This window comes from Sphingopyxis solisilvae, assembly GCF_015475875.1.
GTDB classification, from domain to species: Bacteria; Pseudomonadota; Alphaproteobacteria; order Sphingomonadales; family Sphingomonadaceae; genus Sphingopyxis; species Sphingopyxis solisilvae.
In genome coordinates, this window is record NZ_JADKYM010000011.1 from 19,927 (window position 1) to 42,927 (window position 23,001).

At 66.9% G+C, this 23,001-nt stretch carries 17 protein-coding genes and 1 tRNA gene; 10 read left to right on the forward strand and 8 right to left on the reverse strand.

Annotated elements, in window-relative coordinates:
- Nucleotides 1–68: 68 nt before the first annotated feature.
- The 3 genes from IR187_RS09555 to hflK all read right to left on the reverse strand — a co-directional run bounded on the left by IR187_RS09555 (nt 69) and on the right by hflK (nt 3,713).
- Nucleotides 69–1,562, reverse strand: coding sequence for a trypsin-like peptidase domain-containing protein (locus IR187_RS09555; protein WP_194954380.1), 1,494 nt, complete (start codon nt 1,560–1,562; stop codon nt 69–71).
- A gap of 127 nt (nt 1,563–1,689) precedes the next feature.
- Nucleotides 1,690–2,541 (reverse strand): protease modulator HflC, encoded by an 852-nt coding sequence (hflC, locus tag IR187_RS09560; RefSeq protein ID WP_194954480.1) that lies wholly within the window; start codon nt 2,539–2,541, stop codon nt 1,690–1,692.
- Entirely contained in the window at nt 2,541–3,713 is a 1,173-nt protein-coding gene (gene hflK, locus IR187_RS09565; protein WP_194954381.1) for a protease modulator HflK, read from the reverse strand. Before hflK ends, hflC begins: the two co-directional genes overlap by 1 nt.
- A 91-nt stretch (nt 3,714–3,804) precedes the next feature.
- Here hflK and IR187_RS09570 point away from each other — a divergent pair, with 91 nt between their 5' ends.
- The 8 genes from IR187_RS09570 to IR187_RS09605 all read left to right on the forward strand — a co-directional run bounded on the left by IR187_RS09570 (nt 3,805) and on the right by IR187_RS09605 (nt 12,202).
- Nucleotides 3,805–4,794 (forward strand): Mrp/NBP35 family ATP-binding protein, encoded by a 990-nt coding sequence (locus IR187_RS09570; RefSeq protein WP_194954382.1) that lies wholly within the window; start codon nt 3,805–3,807, stop codon nt 4,792–4,794.
- Complete coding sequence (locus tag IR187_RS09575) at nt 4,794–5,216, forward strand: CoA-binding protein (RefSeq protein ID WP_194954383.1); 423 nt, start codon at nt 4,794–4,796, stop codon at nt 5,214–5,216. The genes IR187_RS09570 and IR187_RS09575 overlap by 1 nt, the downstream gene beginning before the upstream one ends.
- Nucleotides 5,213–5,809, forward strand: a complete 597-nt coding sequence (locus IR187_RS09580) for a hypothetical protein (protein ID WP_194954384.1) — start codon at nt 5,213–5,215, stop codon at nt 5,807–5,809. The genes IR187_RS09575 and IR187_RS09580 overlap by 4 nt, the downstream gene beginning before the upstream one ends.
- Nucleotides 5,810–6,006: 197 nt before the next feature.
- Nucleotides 6,007–8,295, forward strand: a complete 2,289-nt coding sequence (locus IR187_RS09585) for a xanthine dehydrogenase family protein molybdopterin-binding subunit (RefSeq protein WP_194954385.1) — start codon at nt 6,007–6,009, stop codon at nt 8,293–8,295.
- A complete protein-coding gene (gene hemH / locus IR187_RS09590) occupies nt 8,292–9,287 on the forward strand; it encodes a ferrochelatase (protein WP_194954386.1) in 996 nt (331 codons plus the stop codon). Before IR187_RS09585 ends, hemH begins: the two co-directional genes overlap by 4 nt.
- A gap of 100 nt (nt 9,288–9,387) precedes the next feature.
- Nucleotides 9,388–10,935, forward strand: a complete 1,548-nt coding sequence (locus IR187_RS09595) for a DUF1963 domain-containing protein (protein ID WP_194954387.1) — start codon at nt 9,388–9,390, stop codon at nt 10,933–10,935.
- Between the two features lie 97 nt (nt 10,936–11,032).
- The gene (gene phbB / locus IR187_RS09600) at nt 11,033–11,755 is read left to right on the forward strand and encodes an acetoacetyl-CoA reductase (RefSeq protein ID WP_194954388.1); all 723 of its coding nucleotides are present in this window, start codon (nt 11,033–11,035) and stop codon (nt 11,753–11,755) included.
- A 213-nt stretch (nt 11,756–11,968) separates the two neighbouring features.
- Entirely contained in the window at nt 11,969–12,202 is a 234-nt protein-coding gene (locus IR187_RS09605) for a ribbon-helix-helix domain-containing protein (RefSeq protein ID WP_194954389.1), read from the forward strand.
- A gap of 101 nt (nt 12,203–12,303) precedes the next feature.
- Here the strand turns inward: IR187_RS09605 and IR187_RS09610 are convergent, their stop codons facing one another.
- From IR187_RS09610 to IR187_RS09630, 5 genes are all read right to left on the reverse strand, one after another.
- The gene (locus IR187_RS09610; protein ID WP_194954390.1) at nt 12,304–13,167 is read right to left on the reverse strand and encodes an ATP-grasp domain-containing protein; all 864 of its coding nucleotides are present in this window, start codon (nt 13,165–13,167) and stop codon (nt 12,304–12,306) included.
- Nucleotides 13,168–13,271: 104 nt separating this feature from the next.
- Nucleotides 13,272–17,978: an NAD-glutamate dehydrogenase gene (locus IR187_RS09615; protein ID WP_194954391.1), complete on the reverse strand. Its 4,707-nt coding sequence runs from the start codon at nt 17,976–17,978 to the stop codon at nt 13,272–13,274.
- 162 nt (nt 17,979–18,140) lie between these two features.
- The gene (locus tag IR187_RS09620) at nt 18,141–19,469 is read right to left on the reverse strand and encodes a PAS domain-containing protein (RefSeq protein WP_194954392.1); all 1,329 of its coding nucleotides are present in this window, start codon (nt 19,467–19,469) and stop codon (nt 18,141–18,143) included.
- 254 nt (nt 19,470–19,723) lie between these two features.
- The gene (locus tag IR187_RS09625) at nt 19,724–20,335 is read right to left on the reverse strand and encodes a TetR/AcrR family transcriptional regulator (protein WP_194954393.1); all 612 of its coding nucleotides are present in this window, start codon (nt 20,333–20,335) and stop codon (nt 19,724–19,726) included.
- Between the two features lie 87 nt (nt 20,336–20,422).
- Nucleotides 20,423–20,496, reverse strand: a tRNA-Cys gene (locus IR187_RS09630).
- Nucleotides 20,497–20,747: 251 nt separating this feature from the next.
- Between IR187_RS09630 and IR187_RS09635 the strand changes: the two genes are divergently transcribed.
- Nucleotides 20,748–21,410 carry a protein-L-isoaspartate O-methyltransferase family protein gene (locus tag IR187_RS09635; RefSeq protein WP_194954394.1) on the forward strand — a complete coding sequence of 221 codons (663 nt, stop codon included), beginning with the start codon at nt 20,748–20,750 and terminating at the stop codon, nt 21,408–21,410.
- Between the two features lie 34 nt (nt 21,411–21,444).
- Nucleotides 21,445–22,932: a TolC family outer membrane protein gene (locus tag IR187_RS09640; protein WP_194954481.1), complete on the forward strand. Its 1,488-nt coding sequence runs from the start codon at nt 21,445–21,447 to the stop codon at nt 22,930–22,932.
- The last annotated feature ends 69 nt before the right edge of the window (nt 22,933–23,001 follow it).

Sequence of the window (23,001 nt, forward strand, 5' to 3'; positions counted from 1 at the left end):
TTTTGTCAAGAAAAAAGGGCGCCGGACCCGCGATCCGACGCCCTGTTCTGATCGGCAGATACCCCGCTTTACTTCACGCGCACCGCGATAAATTGCGACGGGAGGCCACGACGCAGAATTTCCAGCAGCACCGCGTCGCGCCCCGCTCGCTTGGCATCCGCAACCGCCTTCGCCAGCGCGTCGGCGCTCGCCACCGGCACCCGGTTGGCGCTGAGGATCACGTCGCCGCGGCGCAGCCCCTTGCGTCCGGCATCGCTGTTCGCCGACGCGGCGGCGATGACCAGCCCCTTGGTTCCGGCATCGACCCCCACCGCACGCGCGATGTCGGGCGTCACCACCTGCACCGACAAGCCCAGCGATTCCTGGATCGCCTTGTCGGCGGCACCGCCCGATTCCTCCGGAACCGCCTGTTCGTCCTCGGGGTCGAAATTGGTGCCGGCCAGCTGTTCCTCGGGCGGACGGGTGCCGACCACCACATTCAGCGTCATCGGCTTGCCGTCGCGGATGATCTCGAGCGGGATCCGCGTGCCGGGCTTGGTGTTCGACACGATGTACGACAGCGTCTGCTGCGGCGTGACATCGCGCCCGTTGACCTTCGTCACCACGTCGCCGCGGCGCAGTCCGCCCTTTTCGCCCGCCTGTCCGGGTTCGATGCGCTGCACGAACTCGCCGCGATCCTTGGGCAGGCCCAGCGCCGCCGCCAGATCGGCGTCGACCGGTGCGATGCCGATCCCCAGATAGCCGCGCTGCGGCCGTTCGCCGGCGCGCAAGGCGTTGATGACCGGGATCGCGGCATCGGCGGGGATAGCGAAATTGACCCCGATATTGGCCCCGACGGGCGAGATCAGCATGTTGTTGATGCCGACGACATTGCCCTTGAGGTCGAACAGCGGACCGCCCGAATTGCCGCGGTTGATCGCGGTGTCGGTCTGGATATAGCGGTCATAGGCGCCGCCCTGGTTGACGCTGCGCTGCACCGCCGAGATGATCCCCGCGGTCACCGTCGAACCGAGGCCGAGCGGGTTGCCGATCGCGACCACCCAGTCGCCGACGCGGGCGGTGCTGCTGTCGGCGAATTTGACGAACGGCAGGCCGGTGGCGTTGATCTTGAGCAGCGCCAGGTCCGACGCCGCGTCGCGGCCGACGATCGTCGCCTTATATTCGCGCTGGTTGGTCAGTATGACCGTCACCTCGTTCACCGCCTCGCCGCGCGGGCCGCCCGAAACGACATGGTTGTTGGTGACGATATAGCCGTCGGCGGAAATCAGGAATCCCGATCCGCCGCCCTGCTGTTCCTGCGTGATCGGCTCGCGGGTGCCGGCAAAGGGATTGAGCCGGACGCCCAGCGTCACATTCTGGCGGGTCGAGATATTGACCACCGCGGGCTGCAACTGATCGACCAGGTCGGCAAAGCTTTCGGGCGCGCCCGACCGCGGGACGACCCGCGCCATTTCGCTGCCTTCGTTCTGCGCGACCTGCGCGCCGACGGGGGATTGGGTAACCAGCGCCAGCGCGGTGCCACCCGCCAGCAGGGCCGAAGTGATGCCATAAACATAACGCACGGTCGTTATTCCTCTTCTCGTCCGAAATTCTCTTACCCCGGCCGCTGCGATGTGCGGCGCGGCGGCTGAACGGTGATTGAACATGAACGGGCGCTGTCGGTTCCATTCACCGGCGCGCCCGCCGCCGTCAACCGCCGCTGAAACGCTTCAGATATTCATTGTCGGGCGACATGATGATCGACGTTCCGCCATTGTTGTTTTCGCCCATGAAGGTCTGTCGATAGCTTTGCATCGCGCGGTAGAAATCATAAAATTCGGGGTCCTTGCCGAAGCTGGCGGCATAGATGCGCGCCGCTTCGCCGTCGGCGCCGCCGCGGATGATCTGCGCTTCCTTCTGCCCTTCGGCGCGGATCGAGATCGCTTCCTGTTGCCGCGCCGTCCGCATCCGGTTGTACGCCGCCTCCAGCGTCGCGCCTTCGGGCAGGTCGGCGCGCTTGATCCGGACGTCGATGATCTCGGCGCCATATTTCTGCGCCTCGCGGTTCAGCGCGACCTGGATATTGTCCATCACCGCGCCGCGTTCGGGCGACAGCAATGTCGCAAAGGTCCGCTTCCCCAGTTCGTTGCGCAGCGACGACCCCAGAATCGTCGCCAGCTGCGTCTGGAGCCGTTCCTCGGTACGGATCGCGGTGTACATGCGCACCGGATTGGTGATGCGGAAACGCGCAAAGGCATCGACCTGCAACCGCTGCTGGTCGGTCGACAGCACCTGCTGGCGCTCCATGTTGATGCCCAGTATGCGCTTGTCGATATATTGGATGCCGTCGGTGAACGGAACGCGCAGGACCAGTCCGGCGCCCGAACGACCATATTGCTCGTTCGGCTTGTAGCGGTTCACCGTACGTTCGATTTCGCCAAAGCGCAGGATCAGGGCCTGCTTGTCTTCGGGAACGATCGCCAGCGACTGTGACAGGATGACCAGCAACGCGACGACCCCGACAAGCAAGCGCACCGGGTTCTGGGTGAGCGAAGAAAACATCATTCGCCTCCCTTCGTCGCTGCGGCGGGCGGCGTGGCCGATACGCGCTTCTGCACCTCGTTCAGCGGCAGATAGGGGGTTACCCCGCGCGCCTCGACGATCGTCTTGTCGACGTTCGACAACACATTCTCCATCGTTTCATAATAAAGCCGCTGGCGGGTCACGCCCGGCGCCAGCCGATATTGTTCATAGATTTTGTCGAATGCCGCGGTGTCGCCGCGTGCGCGTTCCAGCACCTGCTGTTCATAGGCGCGCGCCAGGTTGATCGCCGATTCGCGTTCCTGCCGCGCCGCGGTCACTTCCTTGAACGCTTCGTCGACCTGGCTCGGCGGATCGACCTGGCGGATCGCGATGCCCTGAATCATCACCCCGGCGCGATACTGGTTGAGCAGTTCCTGCATCCGTTGCTGGACCTGCGCCTCGATTTCGACGCGGCCGGGGCCGATCGCCTGGACAAGGTCGAAATTGGCGACCGTCGCGCGCATCGCGCTCTCGGCCACTTCGCGGATCGTCCCTTCGGGGTCGGCAAGCTGGAAAAAGAAAAATTCGGGGTCGCGCACCGACCAGCGCACTTCATAGGCGAGGTCGACGATGCTCTGGTCGCGCGTCAGCACGAAATTCTCGTCGGTAGCGTTGGGCGAACCGATCGCCATTGTGCGGATCGCCCGCACGTCCTCCAGCCGGATCCGTTCGATCGGCGCCGGCCAGGTCAGCTTCACCCCCGGGCCCACGGTGCGGGAATAGCTGCCCAGTCGCGTCACCACGCCTTCCTTTTCGGGTGGCACAATGTGGAAGGAGGAAAAGATCACCCACAGCAGCGCGACGCCCAGCACCGCCCATTTCCAGAACTTCGCCGAATCGCCCAGGTCGAACTGGCCGCCGCTGCCGCCACCCGAACCGCCGCCGCCAAAACCGCCGCGCCCCTTGCGCAGCAGCTCGTCGAGCGCCGACGGGCCGCGCGGTTTGCGGCCACGGTTGATGTCGATGGGATCGGGGGTCACCCACGGGTTGCGCGGGCCGGGCTTCTTGCCGTCGCCCGAACCGTCCCCATCACCGCCGCCTTTGGGGCCATTGCCCCACGGACTGTTCGCCATCAGGCTGATCGCCTCGAAAAATTGCCGCAATCCCCTCGGGCTGCGGCGTTCGATATTGCCGTCGATTTTCTCGTTCATAAGGCTTTTATAGGGTCGGCGCGCGCGATTAACAGGGGGTGCGCGCGAAAATGGGTGGCAATTGACCCGCGCATGCCTATCTGCCGCGGACATGACCGATCCCAGCGCCGCCCTCGCCCGCCTGTCCGACACCGCCGCCGCGCTCAGCGACGGCCGCACCTCGGGGCTGCGCCTGCTCGACGACAAGGGATTGCTGGCGGTCGTGCTCGACGTGTCCGGACTGGCGGTCGAGGACCGCAAACCGCTTGAGGACAAGCTGCGCGCCGGCCTGCTTGCCGAGCCGGGGGTCAGCGAGGTTCGCATCGCGATGACTGCCGAAAAGAAATCGATGACGATCATCGCGGTCGGCAGCGGCAAGGGCGGGGTCGGCAAATCGACCCTCGCCGCCAATTTGGCGGTTGCACTCGGGCGCCGCGGCGTCAAGGTCGGGCTGGTCGACGCCGACATCTACGGGCCTTCACAACCAAGATTGATGGACAGCGAAGGCGTCAAACCCGAAGCGCGCGGGTCGAAACTGGCCCCCGTCCCCAACGCCTATGGCGTGCCCATGCTCTCGACCGGCCAGATCGCGGAACCCGGACAGGCGATCGCCTGGCGCGGACCGATGGCCGGACGCGCGCTCGAACAGCTCGTCGATGCGAGCTGGGGCGACATCGATACGCTGGTCGTCGATCTGCCCCCCGGCACCGGCGACGTCCAGCTGACGATGATCCAGAAACACAAGCCCGCGGGCGCCGTGATCGTATCGACGCCGCAGGATCTGGCGCTGATGGACGCAACCCGCGCGATCAGCCTGTTCGAACAGGCCGATGTACCGATCATCGGCCTCGTCGAGAATATGGCGGGCTATATCTGCCCGCATTGCGGCGAGGTCAGCGATCCGTTCGGCAGCGGCGGTGCTGAGGCGGCGGCAGCGACGATGGGCCTCGACTTCCTCGGTCGCATCCCGCTATCGATGGGCATCCGCCTCGCCAGCGACGGCGGCGTACCCCCCGCCGCCGGAACCGATCCGGCAGGTGAGCCATTTCATGCGATAGCGGCAAAGGTCGCGGCATGGCTCGACGCACGAAAGGGCAAATGATGGCGATCAACGACGAAAGCGAAATCCGCGAACTGCTGGGCCAGAAACGCCGCATTGCGGTGATCGGCGCCTCGCCCAATCCGGCGCGCGCGTCGAACGGCGTCCTCGCCTTTCTGGTCGGGCAGGGTCATGATGTGATCGCGGTCAATCCCGGTCATGCGGGCACGACGATCCATGGCGCGCCGGTCGTCGCGACGCTGGCCGACGTGGAACCGCCCGCCGAGATTGTCGACATCTTTCGTAACAGCGACGACGCCGGGGCGGCGGTTGACGAAGCGATCGTCCACGGCGCGAAGGCGGTATGGATGCAGCTCGGCGTGATCAACGACGCGGCGGCACAGCGGGCCGACGCCGCGGGGCTGGTGGTCGTCATGGACCGTTGCCCGAAAATCGAAATCCCGCGGCTGGGGCTCCTGAAATGAAAAAGATCCTGACCCTCGCCGCCGCGACCGCGCTCACCGGCTGCGCGACCACCGCTGCCAGCAGCGATCCGCAGGACGCGTTCTTCGCCGCGCTGACCGCGCATTGCGGCAAGGCCTATGCGGGCAAGCTGGCCAGCGATCAGGATCTGGACGCCGACATGCGCGGCAAGGCGATGGTGATGCACGTCCGCAGCTGCACCCCCGACCGCATCGAAATCCCCTTTCACATCGATGGCCTAGGTCCCGATGGCGGCTGGGACCGTTCGCGTACCTGGGTCATCACCCGTACCGCCACCGGCCTGCGCCTGAAGCACGACCACCGCCACGCCGACGGCAGCAAGGACGAGCTGACGATGTACGGCGGCGACACCGCCGATCGCGGCACCGCCACGCGGCAGACCTTTCCGGTCGATGCCGAATCGATCGCGCTGTTCACGCGGACGGGGCGCAGCGTGTCGAACACCAACATCTGGTCGGTCGAAACGACCGGGGACAGCTTCACCTATGGCCTGAGCCGCGAAGGCCGCGATTTCCGCGTGACCTTCGACTACCGCCAGCCGGTCGCTCCGCCACCCGCTGCCTGGGGATGGTGACAATGATCCTCCCTGTCGCGCAGCGATGCGGAGGTGGCAGCGCGGAGCGCTGACGGAGGGGCCATGGCGCTGACGTCGCTGCCCCCCCCACCATTCGCTTCGCGAACGGTCCCCCTCCCCATCGCTGCGCGACAGGGAGGATTGCGTTCCACCAAAAGCCTTTGCCACGCCGACTCGCCCCGCTTATCAGCGTCCCGATGGTGGGCATTCGCGACACGGCTCTGAAAAAGAAATCGCGCCTGCCGCAGGTCAGCCGCCGCCAGATGCTGGTCGGCGCCACCGCGGCCGGCGGTCTCGCGATCGCGTGGAGCCTGTGGCCGCGCGATTATCAGCCCAACCTGACCGCCGCGCCCGACGAACATATCTTCAACGCCTTTCTGAAGATCGGCGACGACGGGCGGATCAGCGCGATCGTCCCCCAATGCGAGATGGGTCAGGGCGTCACGACCTTGCTGCCCCAGATCATGGCCGACGAACTGGGTGCCGACTGGCGCACGGTCGCGGTCGAAACCGCGCCGATCAGCCCGCTCTACGCCAATACCTTGCTGGTCAACGAAGACAGCGCGCTGTTCATGCCGCGCGCCGGCGTTCCCGATTTTGTCGCCGACGTGCGCAGCTGGGCGCGCCGCGAATGGGCGGTGCGCCACGCGGTGATGCTGACCGCGAACAGCTCGTCGGTGCGAATGTTCGAGGGACCGTGCCGCGCCGCCGCGGCGCAGGCGCGCGCGCTGTTGATGATGGCGGCGGCAAAGCGCTGGGATGCCGATTGGGCCGATTGCGATACGCAGGACGGTTTCGTCACGCTGGGCAAGCGGAAATTGCGCTTTGGCGAGGTCGCGGCCGCCGCCGCGCTGCTCGAACCGCCCGCCGAACCCGTCTATCGCGCCAGTAGTGGTGACCCGCTGTACGGGAAGGAACTGACCCGCCTCGACCTGCCGGCAAAGGTCGACGGGTCGGCCAATTATGCCGGCGACATCCGCCTGCCCGACATGGTGTTCGCCGCGATCCGCCAGGGACCGATCGGCGCGACCCGCCTGAAAAGCATCGACCGCAAGGCGGGCATGGCCTCCCCCGGTCTGCTGCACATCGTCACGCACGACCGCTGGATCGCGACCGTCGCGCGCAACTGGTGGGCGGCCAACCGCGCGCTCGACCGCTTTGCACCGGTGTTCGAGACGACCGGCACACCGGTATCGACCGACCGCATCGACGCGGCGCTGAAACAGGCCCTCAAGGACGGGGGCTACCGGATCAGCAGCACCGGCGACGTCGCCGAAGCGATGACCGGGCGCAACCGCATCACCGCCGAATATGCCGTCGCGCCCGCGCTCCACGCACCGATCGAAACGCGCACCGCCACCGCCGCCCCCGACGGTAGCAGGCTGCGCGTCTGGGTGGCGACGCAGGCGCCCGCGCAGTGCCGCGATGCGGTCGCGCGCGCGACCGGTCTGTCGTCCGAAAATGTCGTGCTGTTCCCGATGATGGCGGGCGGCTCGTTCGACGCCTGCCTCGACCATAGCGTCGCGGTGCAGGCCGCGATCATCGCGCTGCAGATCAAGCGCCCCGTCCAGCTCGCCTGGTCGCGCGCCGAGGAGATCATGCGCCTGCCGCCCCGCGCCCCGGCGCGGGCGCGGCTGAGCGCGACGCTGAACGCCGCGGGCGGGATCGACGCGCTGGTGTCGCGCATCGCCGTCCCCGCCACCAACCACGAGGTGCGCGCGCGGCTGTTCGACAATGTGCCCGCCAACGTCGCGCAGCGCGCCGCGGTCGGCAGCGCCGACGCCGCCGCGGTCGAGGGTGCCGCCAGCAGCTACGCCATCCCGCACCATGCGGTCGACCATTGCCCCGCCGACATCGGGCTGCCGACCGGGCGCTGGCGCGGCAATGCCGACAGCTACACCGCCTTTTTCACCGAATGCTTCATCGACGAACTGGCGGCGCGCGCCGGTACCGACGCACTGTCCTATCGCATGGCGATGCTCGGCGACGCGCCGCGGCTCGCGCGCTGCCTGCTCACCGCGACCAGTCTCGGCGGCTGGGAAGGCGGGATGTCGGGCGCCGCGCAGGGGCTGGCCTGTCATGCCATGCGCGGCAGCCATATCGCGCTGATGGCGACCGCGCGGCAGAGCGACCGGGGGCTGCAGGTCGAACAGCTGGTTGCGGTGGTGGACGCCGGGCGGATCGTCAACCCTGCGGTCGCGCGGCAACAGATCGAGGGCGGGCTGATATTCGGTCTCGCCGCCGCGGTCGGTGCAACAACCGATTATGACGGCGGCGTCGCAACCGCGCGCCGGCTCGGCCAGCTCGGCCTGCCGCGCCTGTCGCAGACGCCGCAAATTCTGGTCGAGCTGGTCGAAAGCGACCGCGCGCCCGGCGGGCTGGGCGAGATCGCCGTGCCGGTCGTCGCGCCCGCGATCGCCAATGCGATGTTCGCCGCGACCGGCCGCCGCATTCGCCGCCTGCCGCTTTCGGCGGACCCGCTATGACCCTGCCCCCCGATCATCCCCCCGTCGTCGCGCCGCAGATCGGCGTATTGCTCGTCAACCTCGGCACCCCCGACGCGCCCGATGCGCCGTCGGTGCGCCGCTACCTCGCGCAGTTCCTGTCCGACCGCCGCGTCGTCGAAATCCCGCCGATCCTGTGGCAACCGATCCTGCGCGGGATCATCCTGACGACGCGGCCAAAGAAGTCGGCGCACGCCTATGCGCAGGTGTGGACCGACGACGGCTCGCCGCTCGCTGCGATCACCCGCGCGCAAAGCGCGGCGTTGCAGGGCGTGTTCGGCGATGCGGTGCAGGTCGCGTACGCCATGCGCTACGGCAAACCCGCCATCGGTTCCGCAATCGATGCGCTGGTCGCGACGGGGTGTCGGCGCATCCTGATCGCGCCGCTCTACCCGCAATATTGCGCCGCGACGACGGCGACGGTGGTCGATGCGGTGGGCGAGCATCTCAAGACGCTGCGCTGGCAACCGGCGCTGCGCTATCTGCCGCCCTATCACGACGATCCGGCCTACATCGCCGCGCTGACGGCATCGGTCGAGGCGGGGCTGGCGGCGCTCGACTTCACCCCCGACGTGCTGCTCGCCAGCTTTCACGGGATGCCCGAACGCACGCTGCATCTGGGCGATCCCTATCATTGCCAGTGCCGCAAGACCGCGCGACTGCTGTCCGAAGCGCTGGACCGTCCGGTCGAGGTCGCGTTCCAGTCGCGATTCGGGCGCGCCAAATGGCTCGAACCCGCGACCGACACGCAGCTTGAAGCATTTGGCAAAGCAGGCAAAAGCGTCGCGGTCTTCGCGCCCGGCTTTTCCGCCGATTGCCTCGAAACGCTCGAGGAACTGGCCATCCGCGGCAAGGAACAGTTTGCGGCGGCGGGCGGCACTCGCTTTGCCTACCTCCCCTGCCTCAACGCCGATGCGCCGGGCATGGCGATGATCGAGGCGCTGGTCCGGCGCGAGCTCGCGGGCTGGCTTTAACGCCGCAAACGCTTCGCTTACCAACTGTTTAGGTCCGCCTGCTAGATTGCTCCGCCAAGGTGCCGAAATGGCGCCATGATGCGCGGTTTGGAGGTTGGCGATGAACCAGGTTGAAACGGCGGCGCTGATGCTGGCCGCGGTCACGCTGGCCTTCGTTGCGCTCGCGCTTGCCATCTGGTGGCGGCGCCGTCCGCGCGCCGCACCCGCGGCGCCGCGTGCGCCACGCGACGTCCGCCTGCCCAAATTATCGTTCCAGACCAGATCCAAAACCGAGGCCGCCCCGGTCGAGATCGCGCCGTCGCGACTTGCCCGGATCAGCGGCAAGGTCGTCGCCGAGCCCATGCTCGCTCCCGCCGACGAACCGCAAGACCCCCTGCCTGCCGCAGCCGAAACGCCGCACATGGTCGAGGCAGAGCTCGAGGCGCGGGCGGCGGCGGTCGAGGAACAGGCGCACCGGGCGGACGCTGTCGAAACCGTGAGTGTCCGGCTCGTGCCCCAAATTCCGCCGCGCGATGCGATCCTGACCAGCAGCTGGCTCGGTGGACGGCCGCGGCTGCCCGCCGGCATGGACTGGCCGCTGATCGACGGCGAACCCGCCGACTTTCTGGCGCAGATCGACTGTACGCAGTTGCCGCCCGACCTGTGGAACGGGCTCGGTCCGCGGCAGGGAGCACTCGCTTTTTTCATCCACCGGCGCGGATACCGGATGCGCGTACTGCATCTCCACGATGCCGATATTCCGGTGCCGCCGCCGCGCGCGCTCGACGATCCCGACGGTTGGCTCGGCCCGCACGGCGCCATGCGCTTCGGCGACCTCGACCCCTTTGCCATCCGCGCCTTTCCCGAATGGCCGGTCGATGTGGTCACCGTATCTCCGGGCGGCGTCGATCCGCGCGTTGAATCCGCCGACGATGCAGTCGCGGCGCTGTACGACCGCGGCTATGATATCGCCGACCCCGCCTTTCATCCCTTCGACTGGGGCAGTATGACGGCGATGCTGGCGGTGCTCGAAATGCGCCTCGACCGCCTGACCACCGATGCCACCCCGCCGCCGGGTGCCGCCGCCGCCGATATCGTCGCCTGCGAACAGCGCGCCGCCGCCAACCGCGAGGCCCGCGCCCGCGCCGAGGAAATTATCGCGATCGTTCGCGAAAGCGCGGTCCGCGAATCCTTTTCAGCGACCGACACGACCGCGGTGATGGCGGCGCTGCACGCGATCCGCTGGGTCAAGGCGGTCCACCGCCTCGACCCCGACACGGGTGCCGAGACGCACGAAATGGTCACCCTGCCGCTCACCACCCACCGCGCCGATGCGCCGTTGTGGGTGCATGATTATCAAACGATCCTGTTCGACCGCGCAAAACACGCCTGGTGCGCCAACCCGGACAGCCTGTCGGCGCCGATGCGCGCCTTTTACGAACCCTGGTGGCAGGAACTCGCCGCGCGCGAAATGGCGGCGATGGGTCACGAGCCGTTCCGCTATATCCACGATTTCGACGAGGATCGCGACGCGGTGCTGATCGAACTGCCGACGAGCGGGTTGATGAGCCGCTTGTTCGGCGACAACGACCATCTGGTCGTCACGATCGACAAGGCCGACCTCGCGATTGGCGACTTCACCAAATTGCGCGTGCAGGTGAGCAGCTAGTCCGCTGATTAGCCTTTCGATTGACGTTCCGGTCAACTTGCAGCGTCCCGCACCGCGCCCTAGTCTGGCGCGACAATGATGTGGGAGAGTTTGATTCATGGCACGCGTAGCAATCGTCACCGGCGGCAGCCGGGGCATCGGGGAGGCGATCAGCCTTAAATTGCAGGAACAGGGCGTCACCGTCGTCGCCAACTATGGCGGCAATGACGACAAGGCGCGCGAGTTCACCGACCGCACCGGGATCAAGACGTACAAATGGGACGTCGGCGACCATCAGGCCTGCCTCGACGGCTGCGCGCGCGTCGCGGCCGAAGTCGGCCCCGTCGACATCGTCGTCAACAACGCCGGCATCACCCGCGACGGCACCCTCGCGCGGATGAGCTATGACGACTGGCACGACGTGATGCGCATCAACCTGGGTGGCTGTTTCAACATGGCCAAAGCGTGTTTCCCCGGCATGGTCGAGCGCGGCTGGGGCCGCATCGTCAATATCGGGTCGATCAACGGGCAGGCGGGCCAATATGGTCAGGTCAATTATGCCGCCGCGAAATCGGGCATCCATGGCTTCACCAAGGCGCTGGCGCAGGAAGGCGCCAAAAAGGGCGTGACGGTCAACGCGATCGCGCCGGGCTATATCGACACCGACATGGTCGCCGCGGTGCCGCCGCAGGTGTTGGAAAAGATCGTCGCGAAGATTCCGGTCGGGCGGCTCGGTCAGGCGGACGAAATCGCGCGCGGCGTCGCGTTTTTGTGCAGCGAGGATGCCGGGTTTGTGACCGGGTCGACGATGTCGATCAATGGCGGGCAGCATATGTATTGACGGGCCGAGGGCGCTAGCGAAGGCGTTCGCGTCAGCGAACGACGAGCTGGCAACCGGTGGCGCAGCCACGGCCCGGCACGGCCAGCGGGGCGGCGATCCGAAAGGTCGCCGAACCCGTCTGACGGCAAGCGGCGGCTTTGCCGCCGCTCCCACCCCCGACGCCAGGCTGAGGGGCATCTCGACTTCGCTCGATGCGAACGGCTAAGGACAGGCATGGCGGACCACCCCCTCCATCCCCCCGTCAAGCGCTCGGTGACGATCGCGGGCCACCCGACCTCGATCAGCCTCGAACCGATGTTCTGGGACGCGCTGGAGGCCGAAGCAGCGCGCCAGGCGCTCCCCGTCAACGCGCTCGTCGCGCGCATCGATGTCGAGCGGATGGAAGCCGACGATCCGCCGAACCTGACCTCCGCGATCCGGCAGTGGTTATGGCGGGGGCGTGATTAAGTCGCCGTGAATGAACATGCCGTTGAAGAACACAAGCAGGTAGAAGACAATGATCGCTACGACGATCACGACACACCCGCGGCGATCCATGCTCCGACCCCCTAGCCGACCAAGGCCCGCGCCACCGCCACCCCGAACGCCGCGCCCTTGTCGGGGGCGTGATGCAGGAACAGCGAGGGTTCGATCAGTTCGAGCTCCATGATGTGCGGCTTCCCCGCCGCATCGCCCACCATATCGACGCGCGCATAGACCGGCGGAGCGGGGGCCGCAGCCAGAGCGGCCGCGGCCAGCGCCTGCGCGGCATCGTTCGCTTCCCAGCCCGTCTCGCGCCCGCCGAACTGCTCCTGGACGCGGAAATCGCCGCTGGCAGGACGCTTGACGATCGCGTGGCTGAATTTGCCGGCGAAGAAGAACAGCGAAAACTCGCCGTCGGTCAGGATTCCAGGCATCAGCGGTTGCACGAGGCGGCGCTGGCCGCGCGCATCGGTGGGAATTTCGTCGTCCGCGGTGAGACGGTGGGTGCCGTCAGCGCCGCCCGAAATCGCGGGCTTGATGACGACCTCTTCCGCGCCGAGTTGGTCGCGGGCCGTGGCAAGGCTGGCATCGTCCAGCGCCGAAACCTCGACCGTCGGCACCACCGCCACACCCTTGCCGCTGAGTTCGCCCAGATACGCCTTGTCGCTGTTCCAGCGCAGCACCGGCACCGGATTGGCGACCGGCAAAGCTTCGGCCTCCAGCCGGTCGAGCAGCGTATACCAGGCCGCGACATCGCGTTGATAACCCCAGGCGAACAGCGGCAGGATCAGGTCATAACCCGACAGGTCGCCGGGATCGGTCCACACCCGCTGTTCGACGATCAATCCCGCCGCGGTCAGCGCCGCCGCCTTGCGCGCAAAGGCGGGCTGCCATTTCTCGTAATAGTCGGGCGCCGGGACCAGGATCGCGACGCGGGGCTGGTAGGGCATTTCAACTCCACCTTAAAATCCGTCATTGCGAGCGAAGCGAAGCAATCCAGCGCGGTTTACGCGCACTCTGGATTGCTTCGCTTCGCTCGCAATGACGGCTATATCTATCTTCCCAGCAACCCGCGCGCTTGGCCCGCAATATGCGACAGCATCGCGCCATTGGGGTTGGGAATGGTGCGCGCGCGTTCCACGGTGGCGCGGAACTGTTCGACACGCGGGGCATGATCGGCGAGCCATTTGGTGACCGCCGTGTCGAGGTCACCTTTGGGCAGTCCCGCCAGGAAGGTCAGCCGCATCTGCTGGAAATCGCGCGCCAGGCTGTTGACCAGCAGGCGTTCCCACGGGTCGGCGGGGCTCATATGCGCCGCCAGCGTCTGCGCCCAGTCGAGCCCCAGCGCCTCGCCCAGATGGGTGAAGGCGTGGGTCACCGCGACCTCGTCGTCGCCGCGCCGTTCGGCCAGGTCGACGATGCCGATCGCGCCGTCGGTCTTGAACAATCGCACCACCGCCGCCGTCAGCGCCTCGGGGGCGCCCGCGTCGAGCAATTGCTGGCTCAGCATGTCCCACTGCCGCTTGACCGAGGCACTGAGCAGCCCGTCGACGCTGGCGTTCAGACGATCGACGCCGGGTTCGAGCCGCGCGACGACCGGCCCCGGCTGCGACAGCGACTGCGTCACGCGCAGCAGATCGGCCATCTGCGACGTCATTGCCGACGCAGCCTGAGTAAACAGCGACAGGCGGATGCCCTCGTCGATCCTGGCCGTGTCGAGCGCGGTCCAGATCGCCGGCAGGTCGAGCAACCGTTCGACCGCGACAAACGCCGCCGCGACATCGCCGAGCGCACAGCCTTCTTCCTCGACCAGTTCGAAGGGGTGGACGATGCCCATGCGGTTGACGATGCGGTTGGCGATCTTGGTCGCGATGATTTCGCGGCGCAGTTGGTGGTCGGCAATTGCCGTCGCAAAGTCGCGCTGCATCTCGGCCGGGAAAGCCGCGGCCAGGTCGCTCGCCAGCGCCGGGTCGTCGGGCAGGGCGCTGTTCTCGATCGCGTCCTGCAAAGCCAGCTTCGCGGTCGACAGCAACACCGCGAGTTCGGGCCGCGTCAGCCCGCGTCCCTCGGCCGAGCGGCGGAGCAGTTCGTCATTCGCAGCCAGCCCCTCGACCTTGCGGTCGAGCCGTCCCGACGCCTCGAACGTCTCCATAATCCGCACCAGCGACGGCACCGCCGCCGATCCGCCCTTTTCGGCGATCGACAGCGCCAGCGCCTGCAACCGGTTATCCTCGAGCACCAGGTCGGCCACATTGTCGGTCATGCGGACCAGCAACGCGTCGCGGTCTTCCTGGCTAAGGCGTCCTTCCGCCATCTCGCGATTGAGCGCGATCTTGATATTGACCTCGTTATCCGAACAATCGACGCCCGCGCTGTTGTCGATGAAGTCGGTGTTGATGCGGCCGCCCTTCGCCGCAAAGGCGATGCGCGCCGCCTGCGTAACGCCCAGGTTCGCTCCTTCGCCGACCGCGCGGACGCGCAGATCCTCGGCATCGACGCGCAACGCGTCGTTGGCGGGGTCGCCGACCTCGGCATTGTTCTGGCTTGCCGCCTTTATGTAGGTGCCGATGCCGCCGAACCACAACAGGTCGACCGGCGCCTTCAGGATCGCCGAGATCAGCGAGCCAGGGTCTATTTCGCTGACCGACAGGCCGAGCAGCGCCTGCACTTCGGGGGAGAGCGGAATGCTCTTCTGGCTGCGCGGGAAGACGCCGCCGCCCTTCGAGATCAGCTTCTTGTTATAATCGTCCCAGCTCGACCGCGGCAGATTGAACATCCGCTCGCGTTCCTTCCAGCTTTTCGCCGGAGCGGGATCGGGGTCGAGGAAGATGTGGCGGTGGTCGAAGGCGGCGCAAAGCTTGATCGCCTTGGACAGCAGCATCCCGTTGCCGAACACGTCGCCCGACATATCGCCGCACCCGACGACGCGGATCGTGTCGCTCTGCACATCGACGCCCATTTCGGCGAAATGGCGCTGGACCGAAACCCACGCGCCCTTTGCGGTGATGCCCATCGCCTTGTGGTCATAGCCCTTCGACCCGCCACTGGCGAAGGCATCGCCGAGCCAGAAGTCGCGCTCCATCGCCAGCGCGTTCGCCACGTCGGAAAAGGTCGCCGTCCCCTTGTCAGCGGCCACAACGAAATAAGGATCGTCACCGTCGCGGATCGCCACCCCTTTGGGATGCACGACCTTGCCCGCCACCAGATTGTCGGTGATCGACAGCAGGGAGCGGATGAAGATGCGATAGCATTCGGTGCCTTCGGCAAACCACGCATCGCGATCGAGCGCCGCGTCGGGCAGCGCCTTGGGATAGAAACCGCCCTTGGCGCCGGTCGGCACGATCACGGCATTCTTCACGCGCTGCGCTTTCATCAGCCCCAGGATTTCGGTGCGGAAGTCGTCGCGGCGGTCGGACCAGCGCAGCCCGCCGCGCGCCACCGGACCGGCGCGCAGGTGGACACCCTCGACCCGCGGTGAATAGACCCAAACTTCACGCCAGGGCAGCGGCTTGGGCAGGCCGGGCACGAGGCTGGAATCGATCTTGAACGCCAGCGCCTCCGCCGCGGCGGGCGCAAAGGCATTGGTGCGCAGCGTCGCGCCGATGACGGCGTGGAACAGGCGCAGGATGCGATCCTCGTCGATCGACTTGATATCGGCAAAGCCCGCCAGAATATCGGCATCGAGCGCCGCGGCGCGTTCGTCGTCGCGCTGCTTCGGATCGTGCAGCGCCTGGAACCGCTCGATCAGCGCTTTCGTCAATGCCGGCGCATGGCGCAGCGCGCTGACGACGGTGTCCATGCCATAGGCCGACCCGCCCTGCCGCAGATAGCGGAACCAGGCGCGCAACCACACGATCGCGCGCGGGTCGATCTGGTTGGTCAGCACCAGTTCGTTGAACGCGTCATTTTCCGCCCGGCCGTCGAGCACCGCGGCGATCGCGCCCTCGATCACTTCGGCATAAGGCAGCAGCGCCAGTTCGTCGACCGACGCGGGCAGGCGCAGGGTGAAGTCGTGGATGACGATCGGCGACTCGTCGCCGTCGTCGCTCCCGTGCGTCCGCGCCTGATTGAGCGCGGTCGGGATTTCCTCGAGCACCTCGAACCCGAAATGTTCGAGCGCGGGAACGACGTCCGACAAGGCGAGCGGGCCGGCGGCACTATACACCTTCAGTCGCAGGCGGTCGTCACCGTCGAGGCTCTTTTTCGCCAGCCGCACGCTGCGCGGCTTGTCGGCGTCGAGGTCGCGCAGCCGCAATATGTCGCGCGCCGCCTCTTCGGGATTGTAAAGATTGCGGTAATTGGGCGGAAACATCGGCGAAAAACGGGCCGCAAGCGCCGCGGCACGGCCCGGATCGCTGCGCTTGGCCAGCGCCGCCTCGACCTCGGGCTGCCAGCCGCGCACCATCTGTTCGAGCTGGGCGTTGAGCGCCCCGGTATCGGGAACCACCCCGCCGCTGCGCAGGTCGAGCGTGTAGCGCAGCAATGCGGCGCCGCCATCCTCGAGCACCATCGTCCAGCCGATGACCCCGGCTTTCGCTTCGCGCACCAGCATCGCCTCGACCGCGATGCGGCGGCCGGTCGATACCTCGTCGCGCGGCAGCCAGACAAAGGCGAACAAATGCCGGCCCAGCGCGCTGCGCACCGTCACAATTTTCGGCCGTGGCCGGTCGGTGATCGACATCGAGGTGAGGACAAGATCTTCGAGCGAGGCACCGTCGAACGCAATCAACAGGTCGTGCGGCAATGCGGTCAGCGCATGCGCCAGCGCCTTGCCCGCGTGACCGGCCGGATCGAAACCGAATTTGGCCATCAGCGCTTCGAGCTGCGCGCGCAGCACCGGTACCTTGGCGGGCGGGGTCGACAGCGCCGCGCTGGTCCACAGACCGGCATGGATCGACAGGCGGTCGACCTTTTTGCCCTTCAGTTCGGGGACGATCACCAGGTCGAGCAGGACGCGGCGATGCACCGCCGACAGGCGGTTCGATTTGATGAGCAACGGCGCGCGGCCACCGGCATCGAACCACGCAAAGGCGGCTTCGAGCGCTGCCGGCGACAGCAGCTGGCTATCGCTGCTCTCGCTGACCCCCAGCGGCTCGTGAAGCTTGCCGTCGCGCGAGCGCCACTCATGGCCAAGCTGCGTCATCGCGCCACCTTCGAACCAGCGCAGCAGTTCGGCGCCCTCGCCCTCGACGCGCATCGCGGCGTCGGCCAGCATCGCGGCGCGCATCGCGCGCCAGTCGCGCACCGCGGCGCGCACGTCGCCGAGCGCCGCCTCCAGCGCGTCGAGCAGACGCCGCCGCGCCCGCGCGTCGCCGCGCTCGAGTTCCATATAAATCACCGACTCGCGGGCCGGGCCGCTGCCCGCATCGGTCAGATGCCCCTCGCCATCGCGTTTCACCGCCACGACCGGGTGCAGGATACGGTGGACGGCCAGCCCTTGCGCGGTGACGACCTGCGAGGTCGAGTCGACCAAGAATGGCATGTCGTCGTTGACGATGACCAGCCGCATACGGCGGTCGGTGCCGTCGGCGGCCATCGGTTCGAGCAGCAGCGACGGGGTTTGGGGCTTCCGGTCGAGCGAGGCGCGGCCGACGAACTGGCTCGCCTCCGCCAGCGCCGCCTTGTCCATATCGTCGCCCTCGCCCGGCAGCGCGCTGCCGCGCAGGGCGGCAAGATAGGCGGCGGCGATTTTGGCGGGGATTTTTGCGGTGGTGGCGGTCGGCGTGTCCGTTTCCGGCGTGTCGGACGAATCTTGAGGCATAAGGTGCAACATCCCGAACGAAGGTGGGGATCCCTGCCGACGATCGGCGGGGGTCCGTTCGCTCTTGCTCCTATGCGCCTCTGCCGCGCGCGGCTCAACCCTCGTTCGCGCGGCCGCGTTAATTTATTTCAATTTCGGGTTTGACTGTTGCGCGGGCGTCGTTCAGCCGCCGGTGATCGGCACCGCTTTGCGCGCCAGCTTGCCGACCAGCGCCGGATCGTCGGCCGCTTTCGCCACAATACCGATGTGACCGCCGGGCATCGTCCGCGCGATCAGCACGACGAACTCGGCGTCGCCAGCATCATGCTCGAGGATGATTGCCGGATGGGCGCTACGCAGCGCGGCGAGCTTTTCGTCGCCGCGATCTGGTGCCACGCCATCGGGCTTGCGGCGCGCGCGCGCATCCTTGACCAGCCCCTTCAGCCCGCCCGGATAGCGGTCGAGATAGGCGGCAAGTTCGCCTTGGCCGACCCCCTCTTCGCGGGCATGGCCCAGCACACAGGCATATTCGGCAAGCCGCGTCTTGTCGTAACCCGCGCCGAACACCAGCTTCACAACCGGCGTCATCGGCGCCCGCGGCTGCGCCTTCAGCCCGGCATCGTCGAGCAGCGCGGCAAAGGCGTCGGGTTGCTGCTCGGCGGCAAGCGCAAAATCCCACGCCTTGGCGACCGCCTGGTACAGAGCGCCACGGCTGCGGCTGTCGGCGGCGACGGCCCGTTCCGCCGTTTCGCGCGCCAGCGCCAGCCAGTCGGCGAGTTCGGCATCGGCGGCGGGCGGGTCGAACTCCGCCTCCCCAGCCGGCTCCGGCATCGCGTCATCGCCCGCGAGCGCCGCAAAACCCGGCATCGCGTCGGCCGCCGCTTCGTCATCCAGATGTTCGCTGTCCGGACCGTCGGCCCACACCGGTACCGGCGCGGTCAACGGCGCGGCGCTGCGCAGCGCCTGTTCGACCGACAATTGCAGTTCGGCCTCCTGGTCGGCGGGCGCCGCTTCCTTCCAGTTGATCACCCCCATGATGAAGTCGATCGTGTCGTCGTCGGACGAAAAGGGCAGCAAGATGCCGCGGTACATGATCGTCAGCCCGCGGTCGTTGACGAATTCGGCCTCGAAGCCGATCGGCGCGCGGTTGGCGATGATCTGCAAATAATGGTCGGTCAGCCGCGACAGCAGCGACCGGCCCGGGATCTGGCTGATGTAATGGACGTCCTCGCCGATCTGCGATTCCTCGCGCAGCCGCTCACCCAGAAAGGCGATACCGGGATTTTCGACACCCGCGGTAAAATCGAGCAGCACCGAATGCGCGCCGAAATCGGCGCCCTCCAGATCGAGATCCTCGACCGAGGGATAGGCGCGGTCGGCCAGCAACGATGCCCAGTAATTATAGGCGCGGACCTGCATGCGCCGTTCGTCGACGCCGACCGACGCGGGCGCGTCGATCGCCGCATCGTCCTGATCGTGGCTGCCTGCCAACAGGCCGCGCATGCTGTCCATCATCTATCCCCAGCCGAATACATCGGCGGGTTTTATGCACCAGAACTGGTAAAAGCGGCGTAAACGATCGCCGAAAGCGTGGCGCGAACGTGCCGGTTGGCGCTGGGCGCGGCCCTGCGCCGATAAGGTTTCGGCCGCCCGGCGATTCATCGCCCGGCGGCCGATCGGGGGGAGAGCCCGTTTATGTACTAATTGGTATAGTAATCTGCCCTTGCCGGGTCAAGCATGTATTATACCGGTCGGTACAATTTTTTTCAGCGGCCGGGCCACAGCTTCAGGCTGGTTTCGACCAGCCGTTCGAGCTCGGCGCGCGTTGCGCCGGCACCGGCCTGGACCGCCATGCCCTGGTTCACCGCGATCAGGAACTGCGCCAGCCCGTCGGGATTGGTGTCGGCAGAAAAATCGCCCGCGTCCCGCGCGCGGGCGAAGCGCTCGCGCATCGCCTGCTGGATCGCCGCGCCGCGCGCGACGACGGCCTTGCGGACGCATTCGGCTTCGGCGCCGCAGGCCACCGAGTTGATGACTTCCAGACAACCATCGGGATTGTCGGGACAGCTGTACAGGTCGAGCGCGCCGTACATCAGCCGCTCGGCCACCCCGCGCGCGGTCGGCGCTTCGAGCGCCGCCCGCATGAAATCGGCCTTTTCGCGCTCGTACAGGTCGAGCGCCTTGTTGAACAACGCTTCCTTGTTGCCAAAGGCGGCATAAAGGCTGGGCTTGGTGATCCCCATCGCCTCGGTCAAATCGGCCATCGACGCGCCTTCATAGCCTTTCGACCAGAACACGCGCAGCGCCGCCGCGAGCGCCGCATCGACGCAAAATTCGCGGGGGCGCCCTTTCGGCGCCGTGGCAGCATCGACTTCCATAACGGCTGGTATATAAGTGAGCGGGCGTCGAAAGTCCAGCAATGCCCCGCGTATCACCCGGGGCCGGATTATTTTGGCGCGAAGTGCTGGAGGCCCGAGCCGGAATCGAACCGGCGTATACGGATTTGCAGTCCGCTGCGTCACCACTCCGCCATCGGGCCTCATGCCAATTTGCCGCATCGCGAACGACGGGCCGGGTGTTGGACGGCGCCGCTAGTGAGGGGCTTTATCGCCATTGTCAAGGATTCGCCGGTACGGGCGATTCCGCCCGCCAATCCGGGCTTGGCGCCACCCGCGATGCCCGCTATGCGCGTGTTTGCGGGTTTGGGCTGTATTATTATTGCAATACAGCACCCGTTGCTCTACAGCGGCCCTGCACGAGTTCAGGCTTTACAGAATCGGGAAATGGCGGATGGCGACCCAGTTTAGTGAAATCACGGCGGCGGACATGCGGTCCGCGATGATCGACAGCCAACTGCGCACGAACGATGTCGTCGATCCTGCGGTTATCGACGCGATGGGCTCGACCGCGCGCGAAGCGCATGTGCCCCCCGCGCTTGCCAGCGTCGCCTATATGGACCGCGCCATCGCGCTGGGCAACGGTCGCGCCCTGAACCCTCCGCTGGTGACCGGCCGGATGCTGGTGGCTGCTGACATACGCCCGGGGATGCGCCTGCTGCTGATCGGGAGCGCGACCGGCTATACCGCTGCCCTGGTCGCGCAAATGGGCGCCGAGGTTCACGCGGTCGAAGAAGATGACGAACTGATGGCGATGGCCAAAGCCGCGATCGGCGACACGAACATCCAATGGATTACCGGCCCGCTCGCCGCCGGCGCGCCCGATGCGGCACCCTTTGACCGCATTATCATCGACGGCGCGATCGAGGCTTTGCCCGACGCGCTTGCCGATCAACTCGCCGAAGGCGGCCGCCTGATCGCGGCGCTGCGTGATGGCGCGGTGACGCGGCTGGTTCAGGGGGTCAAGGCCGGCGGCGTCGTGCCGCTACGCAGCTTTGCCGACATGGACGCAGCCCCGCTCCCCGGATTCGCGACCCCGGCAGGCTTCCGTTTCTAAAGCCGTTCCCTCCTAGCTTCAGGCTGATTTGACGATGCTCGATACCGACAAGAAACGGCTTTTCCTCCGCTCGCGCTGGCTCGTCGGCCTCGCATCCGGCGCCCTGATGCTGTCGTCTGCCGCGCAGGCGGAAACGCTGCAGGGCGCCCTGTCCAAAGCCTATGAAAACAATCCGACGCTGACCGCGGCGCGCGCCGGTCAGCGCGCGAACGACGAAAATGTGCCGATCCAGAAAGCCGGCGGCCTGCCGTCGGTCGGCGCCGGGGTCGATTACCAGGAAAATCTGGTACTGCCCGGCAACAGCTTTTTCTCGCCCAAGCGCTTCGTCAGCGTCGGCGGGCAGGTGACGGTGCCGATCTATCAGGGCGGCGCGGTGCGCAACGCGGTCAAGGCGGCGAAGTATCGCGTCGAGGCCGGTCAGGCCGACCTGCGCGCGACCGAGGCGAGCATCTTTGCCCAGACGGTCGGCGCCTATATGGACGTCATTCGCGATCAGGCGATCGTCCAGCTCAACCAGAAAAATGTGTCGGTCCTGCGCACCAATTTGCAGGCGACCAGCGACCGGTTCGAAATCGGCGACCTGACGCGCACCGACGTCGCCCAGTCGGAAGCGCGACTGGCGCTGGCCGAAGGCGACCTGCGCACCGCCGAAGCCAATCTGATCGCCAGCCGCGAATCCTATGCGCGGCTGGTCGGCGAAGCGCCGGTGGACCTGCAGCCGCCGCCGCCACTGCCCAACCTGCCCGCAACGCCCGACGAGGCGGTGGCGATCGCGCTCAACAACAATCCCGACATCGAAGCGGCCAACCAGCTCGTCAACGCCAGTCGCGCCGACATCGGCGTCGCGCGCGCGACACGGATGCCGAAACTGTCGGCGACCACCAGCGCCGGATATAACAACAACCTGAACTCGATCCCGGCGGCGAACACCACCGCCGAAAACGCCACCAGCAGCGCACAGGCCGGGGTGTCGCTGACCATCCCGATCTTTCAAGGCGGGCGGCCGTCGGCGCAGGTACGCCAGGCGCAGTCGCGCAGCAGCCAGGCGATCGAAAATTATGTTGCCGTCGAACGCGGCGTGATCGCCCAGACGCGCGGCGCCTATGCCGCCTGGCAGGCGAACGAACGAATCATCGCCGCGACGCAGCAGGCGGTCAGCGCCAACGGCCTGTCGCTGGAGGGTGTGCGCGCCGAAAACAGCGTCGGCACCCGGTCGATCCTCGACATATTGAATGCCGAGCAGGAATATCTTAACACCCAGGTCCAGCTCGTGTCGGCGCAGCGCAACTCCTATGTCGCCGCTTTCTCTTTGCTCGCCGCGATGGGCAAGGCCGAGGCGCGCGATCTGGGGATCGAAGGCGGCGCGCTTTATGATCCGGAGGTCAATTACCAGCGCGTCAAGGGCCAGATCTGGGACTGGGCCGACGATCCGGCGCCGCAGCAGCAAGCGACGGACACCCGTGCGATCCCCGCCGCAACCGCCAGCGTCCCCGTCGGCCCGTCGGCGCCGCCGCGACAATAAAGCTTGGCAAAGCCCGCCGCCAACCGGTAGAAGATGGTTAACCGCCCTGTTCGTGGGGGCTGAGGGGGC